This is a genomic window from Desulfomicrobium salsuginis, from assembly GCF_054657795.1.
The window spans coordinates 1,196,373-1,214,302 of record NZ_BAAHYA010000002.1; the positions used below are offsets into that span (position 1 = coordinate 1,196,373).

The window sequence follows — 17,930 nt, forward strand, 5'->3', positions numbered from 1 at the left end:
ATCGCAGATCATTTGCCACCATGGAAGATGGGGGCGATTGAGCGGTTACGCTGAATGCGCCGCAAGACGTGCACCTTGGCCAGCCTGTCGCGCAGTTTGAGAAGCCAGCCTTCGAACGGGGCTATCCCTTCGATTGTCTGATAGACGACGATTTCAAATCTCGTGCTCTCGTTCATTTTAGTAGTTTTTAATCTACCCACAGTCAACTCCTCTGGCCAAAATTATCCGCCACGCTCCGGTGAACCGGAATGGAGCCCTGGATTTAATGGAGAAGCAAAGATATGGACATTCGGCGCATCGTATACCGCTGCGACACCGAAGCTACGCGGTTTGCGGTATGCACAGGGACTGAAGTGTGAGATGCTTTGGAAGAGAATAACGCGGCATCGCAAAAATATTCGAAAGTGCGCGATATCTGCACGCACAATGACTACGTTTATGTAATCTGCTGCAAATATGTAGCAATCCACAGCGCAACCCGTCCGGAAAGGAACGGATATCATCGCAGCTCCCGATCACGCTTTTCCGCGCCACCGTGACCGGGTTGAGGCCAACGGGCCGGAAAGCTAAGGGATCTTGGAAGTCCGAGAAGCGACGTCGGAAACACCTCCTGCGGCCCGGTTGTTGCTCAAGAGCCTCTAACTCACCCAAGGCGGAACACCGCCCAACCCTCGCCACGGAAAATGCGAATGGACATGACCTTTCTCTTCCCGGTGCAGCTCAGCCTGCGCGTGGCTGCCCTGGCCACCCTGACCTCCCTGGGTGCCGGAGTGGCCATGGGCTGGGTCTTCCACCGCTTCCGCTTTCCGGGCAGGGAACTGCTCGACTCCATCTTGAGCCTGCCCATGGTCCTGCCGCCCACGGTCCTGGGCTACTACCTCATCGTTCTCCTGGGCCGAAACGGCTTCCTGGGGCGCTGGTTGCAGGACGCCTTCGGGGTGACGCTCATCTTCACCTGGCAGGGGGCCGTCATCGCCGCCGCCGTGGTTTCCTTCCCCCTCATCTTCAAGTCGGCCCGAGCCGCCCTGGACGGCGTGGAGCGCAAGTTCGAGGACGCGGCCCGGACCATGGGCTACCCCGAGTGGCGCGTCTTCCTGCAGGTCTGCCTGCCCCTGGCCGGGCGCGGCATCCTGGCGGGCACCATGCTGGCCTTCGCCCGGGCCATGGGCGAGTTCGGGGCCACGCTGATGATCGCCGGCAACCTGCCCGGCCGCACCCAGACCCTGTCCCTGGCCGTGTACAGCGCCACCCAGGCCGGCCAGGACAGCCTGGCCGCGCAGCTCGTGCTGGTCATTTCCGTGCTGTGCACCCTCATCCTCTGGGTCTCGGGGCGATTGCTGACCCCGAAATGGCAGGCATGAACATGTTCTTCATCAGCCGCACCGAGACCTCGCACGCCTCTTCGGCCCCAACGACAACGTCCCCGACCGTGACCTGCGACATCGAGGCCCGTGTCTGCGCACCCGGGGCGGAGTTTTGCCTGCAGGCCAAATTCGAGGCATCGTCACGGCGCATCGCCCTCTTCGGCCCCTCGGGCTCGGGCAAGAGCCTGACGCTCATGGCCCTGGCCGGGCTGCTCAAACCCCGGACCGGACGCATCGAGGTCCGGGGCCGGACCTTCTTCGACGCCGCCTCCGGCCTGAACGTGCCGGCCCGCAGGCGCAACGTCGGCATAGTCTTTCAGGACTACGCTCTTCTCCCGCACCTGACTGTGCGCGAGAACGTGTCCTTCGGCCTGAAACCCTTCCTCGGCCCCCTGAAGCCCGCCCACCGGCGGCGCGTCGACGAGCTGCTGGAACTTTGCGGCTTGGGCGATCTGGCCGGACAGCGCCCGAACCAGATCTCCGGCGGCCAGCGCCAGCGTACGGCCCTGGCCAGGGCCCTGGCCACGGAACCGGACCTCCTGCTCCTGGACGAGCCCTTCACCGCCCTGGACCAGCCCCTGCGCGAGCGCATGCGCGCCGAGCTCTTCGCCATCCTGGAGCGCTTCGACATGCCCATGGTCATGGTCAGCCACGACCTCGACGACGTGGACCACTTCGCCCAGACCCTGGTGGCCTTCGGCCGGGGCCGGGTCCTGGACGTGGTCGACTACGAGACGCGCCGCAGGACGGAGTCCGCCCGACAGATTCTCGACCCTCTCTTTCTGGCCGCCCAGACGCAGACCGTCTGAACGGTCACGCTTCCATCCCCTTCCGTGACCTCGTTGCAGGGCGCAACCTTTTCCCTTTAACTCAGAGGGAAATACGGTCCGATTCCATCACCCCGGACCGACAAGCCCGGAGCATCGCATGGGACTCTGCATCCAGCTACGCAAACGTCTGCCGCATTTCGACCTGCGCCTCGAACTGTCCTGCGCACGGGGAGAGCTGACGGCCATCGTCGGCCCCTCGGGCGCGGGAAAAAGCACCCTCATCCGGCTCGTGGCCGGTCTGGAAACTCCGGACTGGGGGCGCATCGAGCTCGGCGGCAGGGTGCTTTTCGACAAGGCGGCCGGAACGGACATGCCGACGCGCAAACGGCGCATCGGCATGGTCTTCCAGGACTACCCCCTCTTCTCCCACCTGACCGTCGAGAAAAACGTCGCCTTCTCCTGTCCCGACAAAGCCATGGTCGACACATTGCTGACCCGCTTCGGAATCCGGCGCCTGGCCCGGCGCAAGCCCGAAGCCATCTCCGGCGGCGAGCGCCAGCGTGCGGCCATGTGCCAGGCCCTGGCCAGCAGCCCCGACATCCTGCTGCTGGACGAACCCTTCTCGGCCCTGGACGCGCCCACGCGCAAGGACCTGCGACGCGAACTCCTGCACCTGACCGCAAGCCTGAACATCCCCGTGCTGCTGGTCACCCACGACCTGCACGAAGCCTCTGAACTGGGCGACTCCATCTTTCCCATGACCGACGGCCGCCATGACCCCGAATGGCTCACGGGAGCCATCGCCGGGGCGCGGCATGCCGCCGGCCGTCTCTCAACCCGCGTCTGCGCATAAGGACCCGACATGAAAAAATCGCTGCTTATCCTCCTCTTCCTCCTCCTCGCCCTCCCTGCCCTGGCCGGTGAGACCCTGCTCATCGCGTCCGGCGCCGGCTACAAACCCGTGGTCGACGCCCTGGCCGACGCGTACACAAAAAACTCCGGGGCGACTGTGGAGCGCATCTACGGCAACATGGGCCAGGTCATCGGCCAGGCAAAGACCAGCGGCAAGGTGGACCTGCTCATCGGCGAGGAAGGCTTCCTGCGCGCCGCCTCCCTGCCACTGGCCGAAAGCGCCGCCCTCGGCAGGGGGCGCCTCGTCCTGGCCTGGCCCAAGGGCAAGGACGAACCGGCCGACCTGAAGTCCCCGGCCGTGGCGCGCATCGCCATGCCCGACCCGGAGCGAACCATCTACGGCAAGGCCGCCGCCCAGTACCTGGACGCAAGCGGCCTGCGCGAACCCCTCAAGGACAAGCTCGTGGTCGTGGGCACCGTGCCGCAGGTCTTCACCTACCTGGCCACGGGCGAGGTCGACGCCGGGTTCATGAACCTGACCCAGGCTTTGGCCGCTCCCGACCAGATCGGCGGGTACAGGGAGATGGACGAGAAGCTCTACAAGCCCGTGTCCATCGCCTGCATCCGGATGGAAAACGCCCCGTCCCCCGACGCCGCCCGCACGTTCGCCGACTTCCTCGGCACGGACGGCGCCAAGGCCATCATCGCCGCGCACGGACTGTAGGCATGCTGGAGTCGCTGACCGACCCGAGGACCATCGGTCCGCTGCTCCTGACCCTGAAAGTCCTGGCCAGCGCCGGGGGCGCGCTGCTGCCGTGCGGGGTGCTCCTGGCCTGGTACCTGAGCGGAAAACCCTCGCCCGCCCGGACCGTGGTCGATTTCCTCGTGGCCGTGCCGCTGGTCTTCCCGCCCATCGCCACGGGCTTCATCCTGCTCATGCTGCTCGGTCGAAACGGCCCTCTGGCGGCCGTCATGCCCGTGGACGTCGTCTTCGCCTTTCCAGGGCTGGTCCTGGCGTCCATGGTTTCGGGGCTGCCCCTGCTGGTCAAGCCCGTGGAGGCGGCCCTGCGCAACCAGGGCAAGCGCCTGTCCGAAGTGGCGGCCGTCCTCGGCAAGACGCCCTGGCAGACGTTCCGTCTGGTCCTGCTGCCCACGGTCCGCAGGCCGGTGCTGGCCGGGTGGCTCCTGGCCCTGTGCCGGTCCATGGGCGAGGTCGGCGTGACGCTCATGCTCGGCGGCAACATCATCGGCCGGACCAACACCCTGTCCCTGGAAATCTACAACTGCGTCTTCACCGGCGAGCTCGACCGCGCCATGGCCCTGTGCGCCATCATCGCCACGATCTCCGGCGGGATGCTCCTCACGCTCAAACGGCTGTCCGCCATCTAAAAACACACGGAGAACCACAATGAACACTCTTGAACAGGTCCGCCAGCGGGCTGTCGACATCTGGAAGGATGCGGGCCTCATGGACGAAACCGTCGAGGTCACGGCCGCGCCGCTGACCGTCGAACAGGCCATCGGCAAGCCCGAAGGCCAGGATTTCCCGATCCAGAAAGGCAAGGAAAAGCTCATGGAGGCGCGCTTCAAGGGTGCCAAAGGGCAGGCCTTCACCGACACCTACGGCAACTATCAGGGCACCCTGGCCGACATCGCCCGCCTGGACCTGACCGCACCCAAGGCCAGTGCCGTCTTCGTGGCCACTCTGAACGCCGTCATGCGCAGCATGGACAGGGCCGAGTGCACCATTCACTGCAAAGACGCCGGCCCGGCCGAGTGTTCGAGCCGCATCGCCGCGCACATCCGGGAACGTCACGGCGCCCCGAAAATCGGCATGGCCGGGTTCCAGCCGGCCATGATCAAGGCACTGAGCGGCGAATTCACCATGCGCGTCCTGGACCTCGACCCCGACAACATCGGCCAGGTCCGGCACGGCGCCCTCATCGAAGGCGGGAACGCCACGGCCGACGTCCTGCGCTGGGCCGACCTGCTCCTGGTCACGGGCACGACCCTGGCCAACGGGACCATCGACATTTTCCTGACGGAAAAGCCGGTCATCTTCTACGGCACCACCATCGCGGGAGCTGCGGCCCTCATGGGATGGGAACGATTCTGCCCGTGCAGCATGTAAGAATGAATTTCGAACATCATTATCCAATTTATCCCGCAATCACTTTTTCGATCACATCCGTGACAGCATAGACCAACTCGATAAAAATGACGCATATGAATTTTCAAATCATCACAAGGAGATCCATATGCGTCTTTTACTGCTCTCAATCATTTCTTTTTGCATCCTGCTGTCATCTGCAGCATATGCAGACAACGCGACTTCAGCGGCAAAACCGAAGCCACTCGCACCGGTCACGTTTCAAGACGGCAATGTTTTCGATCCCATGAAATTCGCCGTAATCGGCAAATACGTCTATTATGACCAGTTCAAGATCTACACGGGTTCATCCAAGGACGATCCCGGCTTCGGAAAGCGCAGACGTACGGCCCACGCCGGCCAGCTGACCTTCCGCGCCGGGGTGTTCGAAGGCTTCGAAGCGTTCGTCACGGCCACGGCCTTCGACAAGGAACTGGAGCGCAAGAACGCCAAAGGGCTGACGGATGAAAGCGATGTCCAGGGCCTGGGCGACATCCAGGTCATGGGACGCTGGCAGGCCTTGTCGCAGAAGAAGGGCGACCCGCTTTCCCTGGCCCTGGGCCTGGGCCTTGAAATCCCCACGGCCGACAGCGACAACCGCAATACCTTCGGCACGCAGCCGTACATGGGGCCTTTTCTGCAGTTGAGCACAGGTTCCTGGAACCCCAAGGCCTCCCTGAGCGCGTCCCGGGTATTCGGCCGATCCCGCCTGGACGGACAGCTCATGTGCACGCTGAACACCGAGGGGGAGCATGACCTGGAAAAGGGCGACATGTTCCAGTACGATCTCGGCTACGGCTTCGCCTTGAGCAAATGTCTCACCGCGGGCCTGGCCATGAACGGGGTGCATCAGGAGAAGAACACGCAGCAGATGGCTCCGGGCGTGACCAGGAAGGATCCCAACTCGGGCTGCGACATGATCTTCCTCGGCCCCGAGCTGAGCTTGAGGGTCGAACCGTTGAACATGGTCCTGGGGCTGGCCGCGCCCATCACCGTGTACGCCGACATGGACGGCACCCAGCCCGTCGAGGATTACCGCGTCGTCGCCAAGCTGGCGATGCAGTTCTGAAAAAAAATGGGGCCCGGCGCGAACTCGTCGCACCGGGCCCCGCACACAAAGGAATCCGGAAGGTCTATTCGAGGGTCAGGATGACCGAGAAGGCCTTGACCATGGCGCAGATGTCGTCGCCGACCTTGAGGTCGAGCTTGCTCACGGACTCGTCGGTGATGAGCGAGGTGATCTTGGTGCCGTCGGCCAGGTCCACCACCACCTCGGCCGCGATCTGACCGACGTTGACGGCCGAGATCTTCCCGCAGAACTTGTTGCGGGCGCTGGTCTTGAACATGGAGTCCTCCTTGACCAGCACGACCCACGGGGCCTTGACCGTGGCGATGACCGTCATGCCCATGGCCAGACCCAGATTCTGGAAACTCTCCTTGGTGATGACGGACACGACCTTGAGGCCCGAGGCCGTGGTCACCTCCACCTCGCTCAGGATGGCGCCGTCGCGGATGGCGCTGATCTGACCGACGAACATGTTGCGGGCCGACGTCTTCATCTTTCTTTCCTCGTAGATGTAATGGTTCATGATCCTCCTGGTGTCGGCATCGGAAAAGCTGACATATTGGGAGGACGGGTTCTGGTGGCCGAGCATGGCGTCGACCACGACCAGCGGCACCCCGCCGCGCAGCAGTTCCACCGCGCGGGAATGCCGCAGCACGCGCGGGTTGAGGAGGTCGCGCGGGATGTCCGTGCCCTGGCCGCGCTCGGAGAACTTGCGTCGCACGTAGCCCTGGTCCAGGCGGAAGACCTGGCCGCGAAGCTCCATGCTCATGGGGTCGTCGAAGAACAGCGTCAGACCGTCCACGACCTCCACGGGCAGCGGGATCTCGCGCGACGCCTCTCCCCTGACCCGGACCACGCCGCGGGCCAAGTCGAAATCCTCGCGGTCGTCGAGTTCCAGGGCCTCGCCGAGGCGCATGCCCGTATGGCGCAGCAGCAGGAACAGCAGCCACATGCGCATGCGCCCCTGCCGGGTGCGGGTGTCGCGGGCCGCGAGCAGCCAGTCGCGGAAAGACCTGGTCAGGGCGTCGAGCTGAGCCAGACTCAGATGCTTGACCGTGTCGGGAACCTGGAACATGCGCGCCGCCTTGGGCGCCTTCCCGGTCCCGGCGGCCGGGATTCCCATGCCGCGCCGAGAAATCTCCTCCTGGGCCAAAAAGGCAAGATGTAGCAATGCATTCGGATCAAGTTGATCCATTTTATTTGTATCAATCTGCAAGGCTGCGCCGGACTGAGTCATGCAATCCCCCCTTAAAAACACATGCACGATACGCAAAGACATGAGCAATGCAGTCACGCTTTGGCCTGCATGCGTGACCACGTTGCCAAACAGGCTTGCCCGAGGCCAGAGGAAAATCAACACCAACCTGGAAAGGAGACCATAATGAAATCACGAACGCTGACTGCACTTTTGTCCCTTGTCCTCATCCTCTTCTCGACGACCGTTTTCGCCGGCGACCTGCTGGTCTCCGCGGCGGCCAGCCTGACCAACGCCTTCCAGGACATGAAAGGCCCCTTCGAAAAGGCCCACCCCGGAACCACCATCGTCTTCAACTTCGCGGCTTCGGGCCCGCTCCTGCAGCAGATGGAGCAGGGCGCGCCCGTGGATGTTTTCGCGTCCGCCGACCAGGAAACCATGAACAAGGCCGAAAAGCTCGTCGACCCCTCCACCAGGGTCGATTTCGCGGGCAACGCCCTGGTGCTCGTCGTGCCGGCCGAAGGCGCCCAGCCCCTGACCGGTCCCGCTGACCTGCAGGGCGAACAGATCAAGCTCGTCGCCATCGGCAACCCCGAATCCGTCCCCGTCGGCCGCTACACCAAGGGCGCCCTGACCGCGGCCGGCCTCTACGACGCTCTGACGTCGAAATTCGTGCTGGCCGAGAGCGTACGCCAGGCCCTGGATTACGTGGTCCGCGGCGAGGTCCAGGCCGGCTTCGTCTATGCCACTGACGCGGCCCTGCGCGCCGACAAGGTCAAGGTCGCGGCCGAAGTGGCCGGCCACAAGCCCATCAGCTACCCCATCGCCCTCGTGCAGACCTCCAAGAGCAAGGACCTGGGCCAGGCCTTCATCGACTTCGTCAAGGGCGCCGAAGGCCAAGCCATCCTGGCCAGGTACGGCTTCAAGAAGCCCTAGACGCCACGCGCTTTCAGGGGGGCTCCATGCCGCCTTGAAAGTGTGTGGAGAGAAAGCTCCCCAAGCCCCGGCGCCGTGCGCACCGTCCGCCGGGGCCTGTGCTCAACTGCCGCCAAGCAGTCGGGCGCGGAGCTTCGGCTCGCTCGTTTCGGGCGAAAGCCAGATATTGAAAAAGCGGTCCGTGAATTCCTGTTCCCGTATGGCTCCGATAAAAACGCCGTTCCTATAGAACAGCGTGCCTCCCGCCCTGTCGCGCACCCCCGTCAGGGTCATGTCTTTGACGACGTCAGGGAAAATCGCTTCCATGCGCGCCCCGAAGCGCCGCAGCGTTTCAGGGTCGTCCAGGCCCTGCCGGCGCATTTCCTCGATGCTCCTCGTCGCGATGTCCGCCCCCTTGAGTTCCATGTGATAGACGATATGCAGCGCAAAGGGCCCGTCAGGGCGCCAGCTCCCGGCGGGCGCGTACAGGGTGGCGGTGTAGACGTTCCAGACCAGGAAACTCAGGTTGCCGCTGCCCACGGGCTGCGGGTTGTCCATGTATCTGTAGAGATGTGCGGGTGCGGACAGGGCGTCTGCCGCAAGGAGCAGGATCAGGAGCCAGGCGCGAAGAAAGCCTTTCATGTGCATTACCTCCCTCGGACGCAATGCGGACGTCCATGATGGAGAGGTATGACGAAAAAGACCGGGAAGGAAGCGACAATCGGAAGGGCCTGGGGGGTGAAAGACAGAACGCGCCCCGAAGGACGCGTTCTGTCTCGATCAATTTCGGCAACGACCCGTCACACCTTGAACTTCTTGACCAGCCCCTCCAGAGCCCTGGCCAGCAGGGAGAGGTTTTCGGAACTCTGCTTGAGCTCCGTGCTGTTGGTCGAGATGCGCCCCGAGGCGGTGCTGACCTGGACGATGTCCTTGGCGATCTCGCCCGTGACCACCGAGGCCTGGGACACGTTCTCGTTGACCTCCTGGATACCCATGGAGGCCTGGCCGACGTTCTCGGCGATGTCGCGGGTGGCGGCGGACTGCTGCTCCACGGCGGCGGCGATGGTCGAGACGAAGGTGCTGACCTCCTCGATGACCGCCATGACCTGGCCGATCTCCTCGATGGTCGCGGTCGTGGAGCCCTGGATGCCGGCGATGCGGTCTCGGATCTCCTCCGTGGCCGAAGCCGTCTGGTTGGCCAGCTCCTTGATCTCGTTGGCCACGACGGCGAAGCCGCGGCCGGCCTCGCCGGCACGTGCCGCCTCGATGGTCGCGTTCAGGGCCAGAAGGTTGGTCTGGGAGGATATGGCCGTAATGGCCTCAGTGACCTTGCCGATCTCGCGGGCAGCCACCCCGAGCTGATCCACGCGCTGCGAGGCCGAGTTGGCCTTGGCCACGGCGCGCTGGGTGACCTCGCGGGTCTTGTCCGTGTTGCCGGCGATCTCGTGGATGGTGGCGCTCATCTCCTCGGCCGCCGTGGCCACGGTGCCGACGTTGGTCGAGGCCTGCTCCATGGCCGCGGCCACGGAGTTCATGTTGGCGTTCATCTCCTCCGAGGCCGTGGCCACGGTGTTCGACTTGGCCGAAAGCTCCTCGGCGCTCCTGAGCAGCCCGTCGGACATCGTCTCCAGCTCGGCCGAGGAGCCCAGGAGGACTCTGGCCCGCTCGGTGATGTCCCGGACAATGACCCGCAGGTTCGAGGCCATGTGGTTGAGGTGCCCCTGCATGTCGCCCAGCTCGTCCTTGCGGCTGACCGTCAGTTCGCCAGTCATGTCGCCGTCGGCCAGGCGCTCCAGGTAGTCGCCGGCCTCGCGCAGTGGCCGCAGCACGCTGGCCCGGATCTGCAGCCAGGAAACGGCGCCCACCAGCAGGAGTATGCCCATGGTGACCGCACCGACGGTAAGCTCGCTGGACAGGATCGCGGCGTTGGTCTCCTTCAAGGAGGAGATGACGACGAACGCGCCGTGCACCTCGCCGGCCTTCCATCCTTCCTTGACGCCCCCGGTCGGGTCCTTCTCGCCCTTGGGGTCGCCGTGGCAGTACAGGCAGTCCTCGGACAGACGGATCGGCTTGAAATAGAGGAGTCTGTCCTTCTCGACGATGACCTTTTCCTGGATGTTCGAGGAGCTGAATTCGGCCAGCACCTTCCGTTCCAGGTCATTGGGCGCGTTCTTGGGGTTGCGGGGGCTCTCCTTGGGCACCTTGAACTCGTACCCGGCCTCCGCGGCCTTGGCCGCGGCCGTGTTCATGGCCGTGACGATGGGCACGGATTGCAGCAGCCTGGCCGGATCATCCTTGAGTTCATCCAGCGGACGGAGCACTCCGAGCTTGTGCTTGTGGGCCATGTCCTCGCGCACGGACTCGGCCATCATGACCACGGAGCGGCTCTCTTTGAGCTTGCCGCCAATGGCGGCGTCCGTGACGTCGCGTATGTGCATCCAGGCCATGACCAGCGCCAGGACCAGTGGGCCGCAGCCGGTAATCAGCAGTATCTTCCACTTCAGACTCAGTCGCGCCCACATAATTTTCTCCTCAGTTGCGCCGTTTTCAAGCAGGAAGAATAATTAATTGCACGTACAGACGAACGCAAGCACTATTCGTGTAACGACACAAAATCAAAGGAGGAAACGTCCACCAGCCCCCTGTCGGTCAGTCGCAGCTTCGGGATGACCGGTAGCGACAGGAAGGACAGCTGCATGAACGGGTTGATGTCCGCGGGGCAGCCCAGGGACCGGGCCGCGGCGTTGAGGCGATCCAGGCCCGCCGCGACCTCTGCGGGTTCGCGGTCGCTCATGAGCCCGGCCAGGGGCAGGGGCAGAAGCTCCAGCACCCGGCCGCCTTCGACACAGACATAGCCGCCGCCGCACGCCTCCAAAGTCCGCACGGCCAGCATCATGTCGGCGTCCGAGACGCCGACCGTGATGAGATTGTGGGAATCGTGGGCCACGGTTCCGGCCAGGGCGCCCCGCCGGATGCCCAGACCCCGCACCAGCCCCAGCCCCCTGCCCCCGGTGGCGTGGTGGCGTTCGAACACGGCCAGCTTGGCCACGTCCGCGTCAGGGTCGGCGCAGACGAGGCCGCCCTCGACCCTGGGCTTGACGAGGTCGACCTCGGTCACGATCTGTCCCGGCACCGTGCGGATCACGCGGACCCGCCCGTCCCGGGCCGGGATGTCGAGACAATCTGTGGACAGGCCACCAAGACGGACGCTGCCCGTCACCGTCACGCCGCTGGGGGCGGCGTCCCACGGCTGGTCGTCGATATGCCTGCCGCGCAGATGGACGGAGGAGATGGCGAAGGAATCCAGGTCGTCGAGGAGAATGAAGTCCGCCCTGTAGCCCGGGGCCACGGCCCCTCTGCGGTGCAGGCGGAAATACCGCGCCGTGTTGATGGAGGCCATCTGGATGGCCCGCAGGGGCGAGAGGCCGTTGTTCACGGCCAGCCGGACGGCGTGGTCGAGGTGGCCCTGGCGCAACAGGTCGTCGCAGTGGCGGTCGTCGGTCACCAGGGAGCAGTTCTGACTGTTGAAATCGTTGACCAGGGGCAGCAGCTCCACGAGGTTCTTCTCGGAACTGCCCTCGCGGAGCATGACGTGCATGCCCTTGCGCAACTTCTCCCGGGCCTCGGCCAGGTGCACGGCCTCGTGGTCGCTCCCCGGACCGGCCAGGATGTAGGCGTTCAAGTCGAGGCCCGTCAGCCCAGGCGCGTGGCCGTCGATGGGCCTCGTCCCGGCTGCGACGAGCTTGGCCAGGACCTGCGGGTCCTGAAACAGCACGCCGGGATAATTCATCATTTCCGCCAGACCGGGCATGCGCTCGGAAAAATCCTCAAGCATGGCCTGAATTTCCTGAGGCGAGATCCTGGCCCCGGCCGTCTCCAGGTGCGTGGCCGGCACGCAGGACGGCATCATGCAGCGGATCTCCATGGGCAGTTTGCAGGTGGTCTCCAGCAGCCAGCGGATGCCGTCGAGGCCCAGCACGTTGGCCAGCTCGTGGGGGTCGCAGACGGTCACGGCCGTGCCGTGGCCGGCGGCCACCCGGGCGAAACGCACGGGGTCGAGCAAGGTCGATTCGATGTGGATGTGCCCTTCCACCAGCCCCGGGCAGAGGAAGCGACCTTCGGCGTCCAGGGTTTCCTCGGCCTCGTAGTCGCCGATGCCGAGGAACACTCCGTCCTTGACGCCGATGCTCGCGGGGTGGATTTCGCCGGACAGGACATTGACCAGCATGCATCCGCGTATGAGAAGATCCGCCGGGGCTTCTCCCCTGGCGGCGGGAATGAGTCGATTCAAGGACATGGCGTCACCTCGCGTCTGTATGTGGTGGTCAGGGACGGGTTTTCCAGCGGCGGTGCATCCAGAACCACTGTTCCGGATGCCTGAGGACCATACGCTCCACGGCGTCGGTGTAAAAGCGGCAGATGCTCTCGATGCGCTCCGCCCTGCTCCCCGTCAGCCCGGCGGTGTCCAGGCAGGGCAGGGTCACGAAGCGGAAGCGCCCCTCGGGCAAGCGAAGCAGGAAGCAGGGCCAGACCTCGGCCTTGGCCCGCAGGGCCAGGATGGCCGGCCCCTTGTTGACGGCCGCGACTTCGCCCAGAAACGGCAGGAACTGGGCTTCGGCGCGCCTGCAGTTATGGTCGACCAGGAAGGCGCTCAAGCCACCTCCCCGCAACTGCCCCAGGGCCGAGACCGCGGCGTCGCGATGCGGCAGGACCCTGATCTTGCTCTGGGAGCGCATGTGCATGAGCAGGTCGGACAGGGCAGGGTCCTTGGGCAGACGGACCACGACCTGGCAATCGGTTTTGCTGGAGAAGCATTTGAGAACTCCCCCCAGCAGTTCCCAACTGCCGAGATGCCCGGTCACCCCGACGATGGGCCTTGGCGAGGAGCACATGCGCGCGAAAAGCTCCGGGTTTTCGTATTCGACGCGCTCCGCCAGGAAACGATAGTCCATGTAACGGGCATGAAAAAGTTCCAGAAAGGCGCAGGCGCTGTGCCGGAAGCTGGCCCTGGCCAGTTCCCTGGCCTGGCGTTCCTCCAGCCCGAGGCGGTCCCGGATGCGGGCCGTCGTTTCCTTTCTGCGCGCGGGCAAGGCCGTCCACATCAACCAGCCCAGACCTCTCCCGAAAGCATGGATGTCCTTCAGCGACAGGGACGAGCACAGGGGCAGGAAGGCGTTGTAGAGAAGTTGCCGCATCAGATGGCTCCCAAGGAGTTCATGAGTTCTTCGATGCGCTCGCATTGGCGCTGCATTTCCTCGGGATCCCTGGTGCAGTCCGGCAGGTCGACGGGATCGCCGTAGACGATGACGCAACGCGAAAAGGGCCAGGGCAGCTGGAACTTGTCCCAGGCCTTGTGAAATATCTTGGCCCGCTCCATGACCACCCGTACGGGAACCACGGGCGACCCGGCCAGGTTGGCCAGGAAGACCGCCCCCGGCTTGACCTTGTGGCGCGGCCCGCGCGGACCGTCCACGGTGAAGATGACCCCCAGGTCGTGCTCCTCCATGAACCGCTTGGCCGCGACCAGGGCGCGCATCCCGCCACGGGAACTGGACCCGCGCACGGTCCTGAACCCGAAGCCCTCGAGAACCGTGGCCAGAAGCTCGCCGTCCTTGCTCTGGCTGACCACGCAGGCCATGTGCTCGTCGGAATGGGAGGGGATGAGGGGGAAGATCTCGTCGTGCCAGAGGATGATGACCGGGCGCCTGGCGCGCAGGGCCGGATCCTTGAAAACGGCCAGGTTGCGCCGCTCCAGCCGCAAGGTCATGCACCACAGGCGCACGATCGGCACGAGGATGGCCCCGATGAGCCGCGGGGGGAAGGAAAGGCGCACTGCTGTCTCCTGTTAAAAATCGAATCGGATTTGCCGATGGTCAAATGGTAACTTGATAGATCAAAACGATTTGACCGCTCCGCAACGCTGCGTAATGCATCGAAAAAAAAAACAAGGAGCCCGGCCATGCCCATCATTCTCAATTGCGAAGGCGAACCATGCCCCAACCCCGTGCTGCGTTGCAAGCAGCTTCTGGACTCCGAGTCGCCGCAGGACATGCAGGTCATCGTGGACAACGACGCGGCCAAGGAGAATGTCAGCCGCTATTTGGCCAGCAAGGGCATGCGCATCGACGACATGCGCAAGGACGGCGGCCTGTGGACCATCACCGCTTCCCGCACGGCAGGGGCTGAAGGCGCAGCGGCGGCCCCCGCAACGCAACCTTCGGAGCGGTCCTGCCCGGTCTGCGCCCCGAAAATCCTCGTCTTCATCACCCGCGACGTCATCGGCCAGGGTGACGACACCCTGGGCTCGCGCCTCATGGGCAACTTCCTGGCCACCCTGCCGGAGCTGGGCGACGCCCTGTGGCGCATCATCCTGGTCAACAGCGCCGTCAGGCTGGCCACGGACTCGAACCCGGCCTCGGAGCACCTGAAAAAACTCGAAGCCGCCGGCGTGTCCATCCTGGTCTGCGGCACCTGCCTCGAATTCTTCAAGCTCATGGACCGCAAGGTCGTGGGCGAGGTCACCAACATGCTCGACGTGGTCACCAGTCAGCACGTCGCCGACAAAATCATTACCCTTTAGGGGGCAGTCCCGCTTCCAGCGAGGGGCAACCCCTCGCTCTTCCAGGCCAGAATCCCGCCGCGCAGGTCGAAGACGCGCTGGAAGCCGAGTTCGTCGGCCAGGGCCAGCACGTGCGAGCTGCGGTTGCCGCTGCGGCAGTAGGTGAAAATGGTCGCCGTGCGGTCCAAGGCCGCGAAACGCTCCCGGAAATCCGGCTCATAGTAGTCCAGCAAGACCGCCCCCTCGATATAGCCCTGCCGGAACTCCCCCGGCGTGCGCACATCAAGGATCAAAAAATCGGCCTTTCCCCGGTTGCGCTCCACGAGTTCAAGGGCCGCCCGCGGCTCCAGGAGCCGCGCGTCCTCCCGCAGGCACCCCGCCAGCAGCAGGGCCATGAACCATGTCACGGCCAGCGCGACCCGGCGGCACGTCGACCCGCTCATGCCACGCGTTCCGCGGAGGCGAAAATGGAAAACCGGTTCTGCCGGGCGAAGCCGATGAGGGTCAGGTTCATGTCGCGGGCCAGGAGCACGGCCTGGTGGGTCGGCGCGCCGAGGGAGACGAGAATGGGGATGCCGGCCCGCCGTCCCTTGTGCACGATCTCCGAGGAGATGCGGCCCGAGGTGACCATGACCGTGCGGGACAGGTCGATGCCGTCGTGCAGGGCCCGCCCCACGACCTTGTCGGCGGCGTTGTGGCGCCCGACGTCGTCGCGGATGAGCTCCGGCTCCCGGCCTTCGACGCTCAGGGCCACGGTGTGCACCCCGCCCGTGGCGTGGTGCAGGTCGGAATAGCGCCGGAACCAGTTGGCCAGCTCCTGGATGCGCGCGGCGGGCAGGGAAAAGCCGCCGGCCAGGGGCGAGCGGACTTCCAGCTCCGCGGCGCTGGCGAACATGACGCCCTTGCCGCAGCCCGAGGTGAAGGTGCGCCGCGAAAGGCGCTGCGGGTCCACGGCCGTGGCCAGGGAGACACGCACGGCCCACACGGCCGGGTCGACCTCGCTGCCGAGGAAATCCTGCGGCCTGTCCAGAAGTCCCGAGGTGTGCAGAAAGCCTCTGACCAGGTCGTCCAGATGTTCGGGGGTGCACATCAGGGTGGCGATTTCCGTGTCCCCGGCCATGATGGTCACGGGCACTTCCGTGGCCACTACGTCCATCTCGTGGGCGGGTCCGGCGGCCGTAACCTTGACGATGTCCATCTGGACCAGGGGTTCGAGGGGCTGTGGGTCGGGCATGAACGCTCCTTGCTCTGTTTTCGCGCCGCCGTGCCGAGCGCGCGCCGTCCCGATTCCTACCCGCAGGCCGGGGCCTGTCAAGACGCGATCATGCCGAATGGGCGTACGGGACCGACAGCGCCCACCTCGTGACAAACTTCACATTTAAAGTCTTGCCCTCCGCAAGGGATGAATATACAGGGAAAAACTTTGTCGAGGGATGCCGGCCCGCCGCCGACCTGTCCCCGGAAACGGCGGAACCGCGGGCCTCGTGCGTGATTGAAGAACATTTCAAGGAGGATCGGATGAAACGGATTGGAACCCTTGCCCTGCTCGTGGGGCTGCTGATTCTGGGCGGTGTCGCCACCGCCATGGCCGGAAGCGTCGAGATGCCCGAGAGCGTCCTGATGAGCGCCAAGGGCGTCAAGGACTACACCCCCAAGAAAGCCGAAGTGACGTTCAACCACGCTTCGCACATGCACATCGCATGTCAGGACTGCCACCACACCGTGCCGCAGACCTACACCTTCCAGAGCTGCATGTCCGAAGGCTGCCACGACAACGCCAAGGACCGCACGACCGCGAGTTCCCTCTACAACGCCTTCCACACCACCAAGGACACCTCCAAGAGCTGCGTGGGCTGCCACCGCGACCTCAAGAAGCAGGGACAGGGCGAAGCTCCCCTGGCCTGCAACAGCTGCCACGTGAAGTGATCTTCCGGCGCCCCCACCTCCCGGGGGCGCCTCTTTTTCCCCTCCCCCTATCTTTCCCGCTTTCTTCCGCCCCATGAGACGCCCGAGCGGGGCGCTTCGTTCCGGCAAGGGTCGTCGACTGTCTGACTGAGCCAGGCATCGTTCGTTTTCCCGTCGCCTGTCGCCCGAAGCTCCAGCCTTAGTCCGAAGAAGCGGCGGGAAAACGTTACGAGGCCGGCGATGGAGTTTCGCCGGCCCTTGCCGGAACGAAGCGCCTCGCGCCGCTCTGCACGACTTTCCCAAGAATGGACGAAGTGGACTTGATGGACGATATGGACGTGCCACCGCCCCCCTCTTCTGGCCCCGCACAAATTGACCTCAAACCCACATTCGTGCTTCAGTTGTTCAGCACCAATACACGGAGCCCCCGACATGACCGCACCACCTTCCTCCTCCCTCCTCTGCGCCCGCGACCTGACCAAGGTCTACCATTCCGGCGCGGCCCCTGAGGTGCGCGCCCTGGGCGGGGTCAGCCTGGACCTCTTCCCTGGCGAACTGGTCGTGCTTCTGGGCGCCTCGGGCAGCGGCAAGTCGACGCTCCTGAACATCCTCGGCGGCCTGGACACCCCCACCAGCGGCGCCCTGTCCTACCGCGGCCAGGACCTGACCCATGCCGACGAGAGGACCCTGACGGCCTACCGCCGCGAGTCCGTGGGCTTCATCTTCCAGTTCTACAACCTCATCCCGAGCCTCACGGCCCGCGAGAACGTGGCCCTCATCACGGACATCGCCGACGAGCCCATGGAGCCGGCCGAGGCCCTGGGCCTGGTCGGGCTTTCGGCGCGCCTGGACCACTTCCCGTCCCAGCTCTCGGGCGGCGAGCAGCAGCGCGTGGCCATCGCCCGGGCCATCGCCAAGAACCCTGACGTGCTCCTGTGCGACGAGCCCACGGGCGCCCTGGACGTGCGCACGGGCATCACGGTGCTCTCGGCCATCGAGCGCATCAACGCCGAGCTCGGCACCCTGGCCGTGGTCATCACCCACAACGTGGCCATCGCGGACATGGCCGACCGCGTCATCCTGCTCTCGGACGGCCGCATCACGGACATCCGGACCAACGACACCCGCCGCCGGGCGGAAGAGCTGGTGTGGTGA

Annotated in this window: 20 protein-coding genes; 11 read left to right on the forward strand and 9 right to left on the reverse strand. The window is 64.9% G+C overall.

What is annotated here, in order from left to right; genetic code table 11:
- Positions 1-8 precede the first annotated feature (8 nt).
- On the reverse strand, positions 9-200 hold the full coding sequence (locus ACYQ3G_RS12530; RefSeq protein WP_459826142.1) for a type II toxin-antitoxin system RelE/ParE family toxin: 192 nt from the start codon (positions 198-200) through the stop codon (positions 9-11).
- Between the two features lie 489 nt (positions 201-689).
- Between ACYQ3G_RS12530 and modB the strand changes: the two genes are divergently transcribed.
- The 7 genes from modB (at position 690) to ACYQ3G_RS12565 (ending at position 6,204) form a co-directional block, all read left to right on the forward strand.
- Positions 690-1,361 (forward strand): molybdate ABC transporter permease subunit, encoded by a 672-nt coding sequence (modB, locus tag ACYQ3G_RS12535; RefSeq protein ID WP_459826143.1) that lies wholly within the window; start codon positions 690-692, stop codon positions 1,359-1,361.
- A complete protein-coding gene (locus ACYQ3G_RS12540; RefSeq protein ID WP_459826144.1) occupies positions 1,358-2,173 on the forward strand; it encodes an ABC transporter ATP-binding protein in 816 nt (271 codons plus the stop codon). Before modB ends, ACYQ3G_RS12540 begins: the two co-directional genes overlap by 4 nt.
- Before the next feature lie 118 nt (positions 2,174-2,291).
- Positions 2,292-2,987, forward strand: coding sequence for an ATP-binding cassette domain-containing protein (locus tag ACYQ3G_RS12545; protein ID WP_459826145.1), 696 nt, complete (start codon positions 2,292-2,294; stop codon positions 2,985-2,987).
- 9 nt (positions 2,988-2,996) lie between these two features.
- The gene (modA, locus tag ACYQ3G_RS12550; RefSeq protein ID WP_459826146.1) at positions 2,997-3,710 is read left to right on the forward strand and encodes a molybdate ABC transporter substrate-binding protein; all 714 of its coding nucleotides are present in this window, start codon (positions 2,997-2,999) and stop codon (positions 3,708-3,710) included.
- A gap of 2 nt (positions 3,711-3,712) precedes the next feature.
- The gene (locus ACYQ3G_RS12555; RefSeq protein ID WP_459826147.1) at positions 3,713-4,375 is read left to right on the forward strand and encodes a molybdate ABC transporter permease subunit; all 663 of its coding nucleotides are present in this window, start codon (positions 3,713-3,715) and stop codon (positions 4,373-4,375) included.
- Positions 4,376-4,394: 19 nt separating this feature from the next.
- Complete coding sequence (locus ACYQ3G_RS12560) at positions 4,395-5,117, forward strand: Rossmann-like domain-containing protein (RefSeq protein ID WP_459826148.1); 723 nt, start codon at positions 4,395-4,397, stop codon at positions 5,115-5,117.
- Positions 5,118-5,382: 265 nt separating this feature from the next.
- On the forward strand, positions 5,383-6,204 hold the full coding sequence (locus ACYQ3G_RS12565) for a transporter (RefSeq protein ID WP_459826149.1): 822 nt from the start codon (positions 5,383-5,385) through the stop codon (positions 6,202-6,204).
- 64 nt (positions 6,205-6,268) lie between these two features.
- Here ACYQ3G_RS12565 and ACYQ3G_RS12570 read toward each other — a convergent pair whose 3' ends face one another.
- Positions 6,269-7,324, reverse strand: coding sequence for a TOBE domain-containing protein (locus tag ACYQ3G_RS12570; RefSeq protein ID WP_459826150.1), 1,056 nt, complete (start codon positions 7,322-7,324; stop codon positions 6,269-6,271).
- A gap of 258 nt (positions 7,325-7,582) precedes the next feature.
- Here ACYQ3G_RS12570 and modA (ACYQ3G_RS12575) point away from each other — a divergent pair, with 258 nt between their 5' ends.
- Positions 7,583-8,332 carry a molybdate ABC transporter substrate-binding protein gene (gene modA, locus ACYQ3G_RS12575; RefSeq protein WP_459826151.1) on the forward strand — a complete coding sequence of 250 codons (750 nt, stop codon included), beginning with the start codon at positions 7,583-7,585 and terminating at the stop codon, positions 8,330-8,332.
- A 102-nt stretch (positions 8,333-8,434) separates the two neighbouring features.
- Here modA (ACYQ3G_RS12575) and ACYQ3G_RS12580 read toward each other — a convergent pair whose 3' ends face one another.
- The 5 genes from ACYQ3G_RS12580 to ACYQ3G_RS12600 all read right to left on the reverse strand — a co-directional run bounded on the left by ACYQ3G_RS12580 (position 8,435) and on the right by ACYQ3G_RS12600 (position 14,144).
- Positions 8,435-8,953: a chalcone isomerase family protein gene (locus tag ACYQ3G_RS12580; protein ID WP_459826152.1), complete on the reverse strand. Its 519-nt coding sequence runs from the start codon at positions 8,951-8,953 to the stop codon at positions 8,435-8,437.
- A gap of 158 nt (positions 8,954-9,111) precedes the next feature.
- Positions 9,112-10,833 (reverse strand): methyl-accepting chemotaxis protein, encoded by a 1,722-nt coding sequence (locus ACYQ3G_RS12585; protein WP_459826153.1) that lies wholly within the window; start codon positions 10,831-10,833, stop codon positions 9,112-9,114.
- A gap of 71 nt (positions 10,834-10,904) precedes the next feature.
- Complete coding sequence (gene ade, locus ACYQ3G_RS12590) at positions 10,905-12,608, reverse strand: adenine deaminase (RefSeq protein ID WP_459826154.1); 1,704 nt, start codon at positions 12,606-12,608, stop codon at positions 10,905-10,907.
- Positions 12,609-12,636: 28 nt separating this feature from the next.
- Positions 12,637-13,506 carry a lysophospholipid acyltransferase family protein gene (locus ACYQ3G_RS12595; RefSeq protein WP_459826155.1) on the reverse strand — a complete coding sequence of 290 codons (870 nt, stop codon included), beginning with the start codon at positions 13,504-13,506 and terminating at the stop codon, positions 12,637-12,639.
- The gene (locus ACYQ3G_RS12600) at positions 13,506-14,144 is read right to left on the reverse strand and encodes a lysophospholipid acyltransferase family protein (RefSeq protein ID WP_459826156.1); all 639 of its coding nucleotides are present in this window, start codon (positions 14,142-14,144) and stop codon (positions 13,506-13,508) included. Before ACYQ3G_RS12600 ends, ACYQ3G_RS12595 begins: the two co-directional genes overlap by 1 nt.
- 126 nt (positions 14,145-14,270) lie before the next feature.
- Here ACYQ3G_RS12600 and yedF point away from each other — a divergent pair, with 126 nt between their 5' ends.
- Positions 14,271-14,891 carry a sulfurtransferase-like selenium metabolism protein YedF gene (gene yedF / locus ACYQ3G_RS12605; protein ID WP_459826157.1) on the forward strand — a complete coding sequence of 207 codons (621 nt, stop codon included), beginning with the start codon at positions 14,271-14,273 and terminating at the stop codon, positions 14,889-14,891.
- On the opposite strand, the gene ACYQ3G_RS12610 is transcribed toward yedF, so the two are convergent.
- A complete protein-coding gene (locus tag ACYQ3G_RS12610) occupies positions 14,888-15,313 on the reverse strand; it encodes a rhodanese-like domain-containing protein (RefSeq protein WP_459826158.1) in 426 nt (141 codons plus the stop codon). The two genes, yedF and ACYQ3G_RS12610, sit on opposite strands and share 4 nt — an antisense overlap.
- Entirely contained in the window at positions 15,310-16,104 is a 795-nt protein-coding gene (gene fdhD / locus ACYQ3G_RS12615; protein ID WP_459826159.1) for a formate dehydrogenase accessory sulfurtransferase FdhD, read from the reverse strand. The genes ACYQ3G_RS12610 and fdhD overlap by 4 nt, the downstream gene beginning before the upstream one ends.
- Before the next feature lie 284 nt (positions 16,105-16,388).
- Between fdhD and ACYQ3G_RS12620 the strand changes: the two genes are divergently transcribed.
- Both ACYQ3G_RS12620 and ACYQ3G_RS12625 read left to right on the forward strand, forming a co-directional pair.
- Entirely contained in the window at positions 16,389-16,796 is a 408-nt protein-coding gene (locus ACYQ3G_RS12620) for a cytochrome c3 family protein (protein WP_051306853.1), read from the forward strand.
- A gap of 411 nt (positions 16,797-17,207) precedes the next feature.
- On the forward strand, positions 17,208-17,930 hold the full coding sequence (locus tag ACYQ3G_RS12625) for an ABC transporter ATP-binding protein (protein WP_459826160.1): 723 nt from the start codon (positions 17,208-17,210) through the stop codon (positions 17,928-17,930).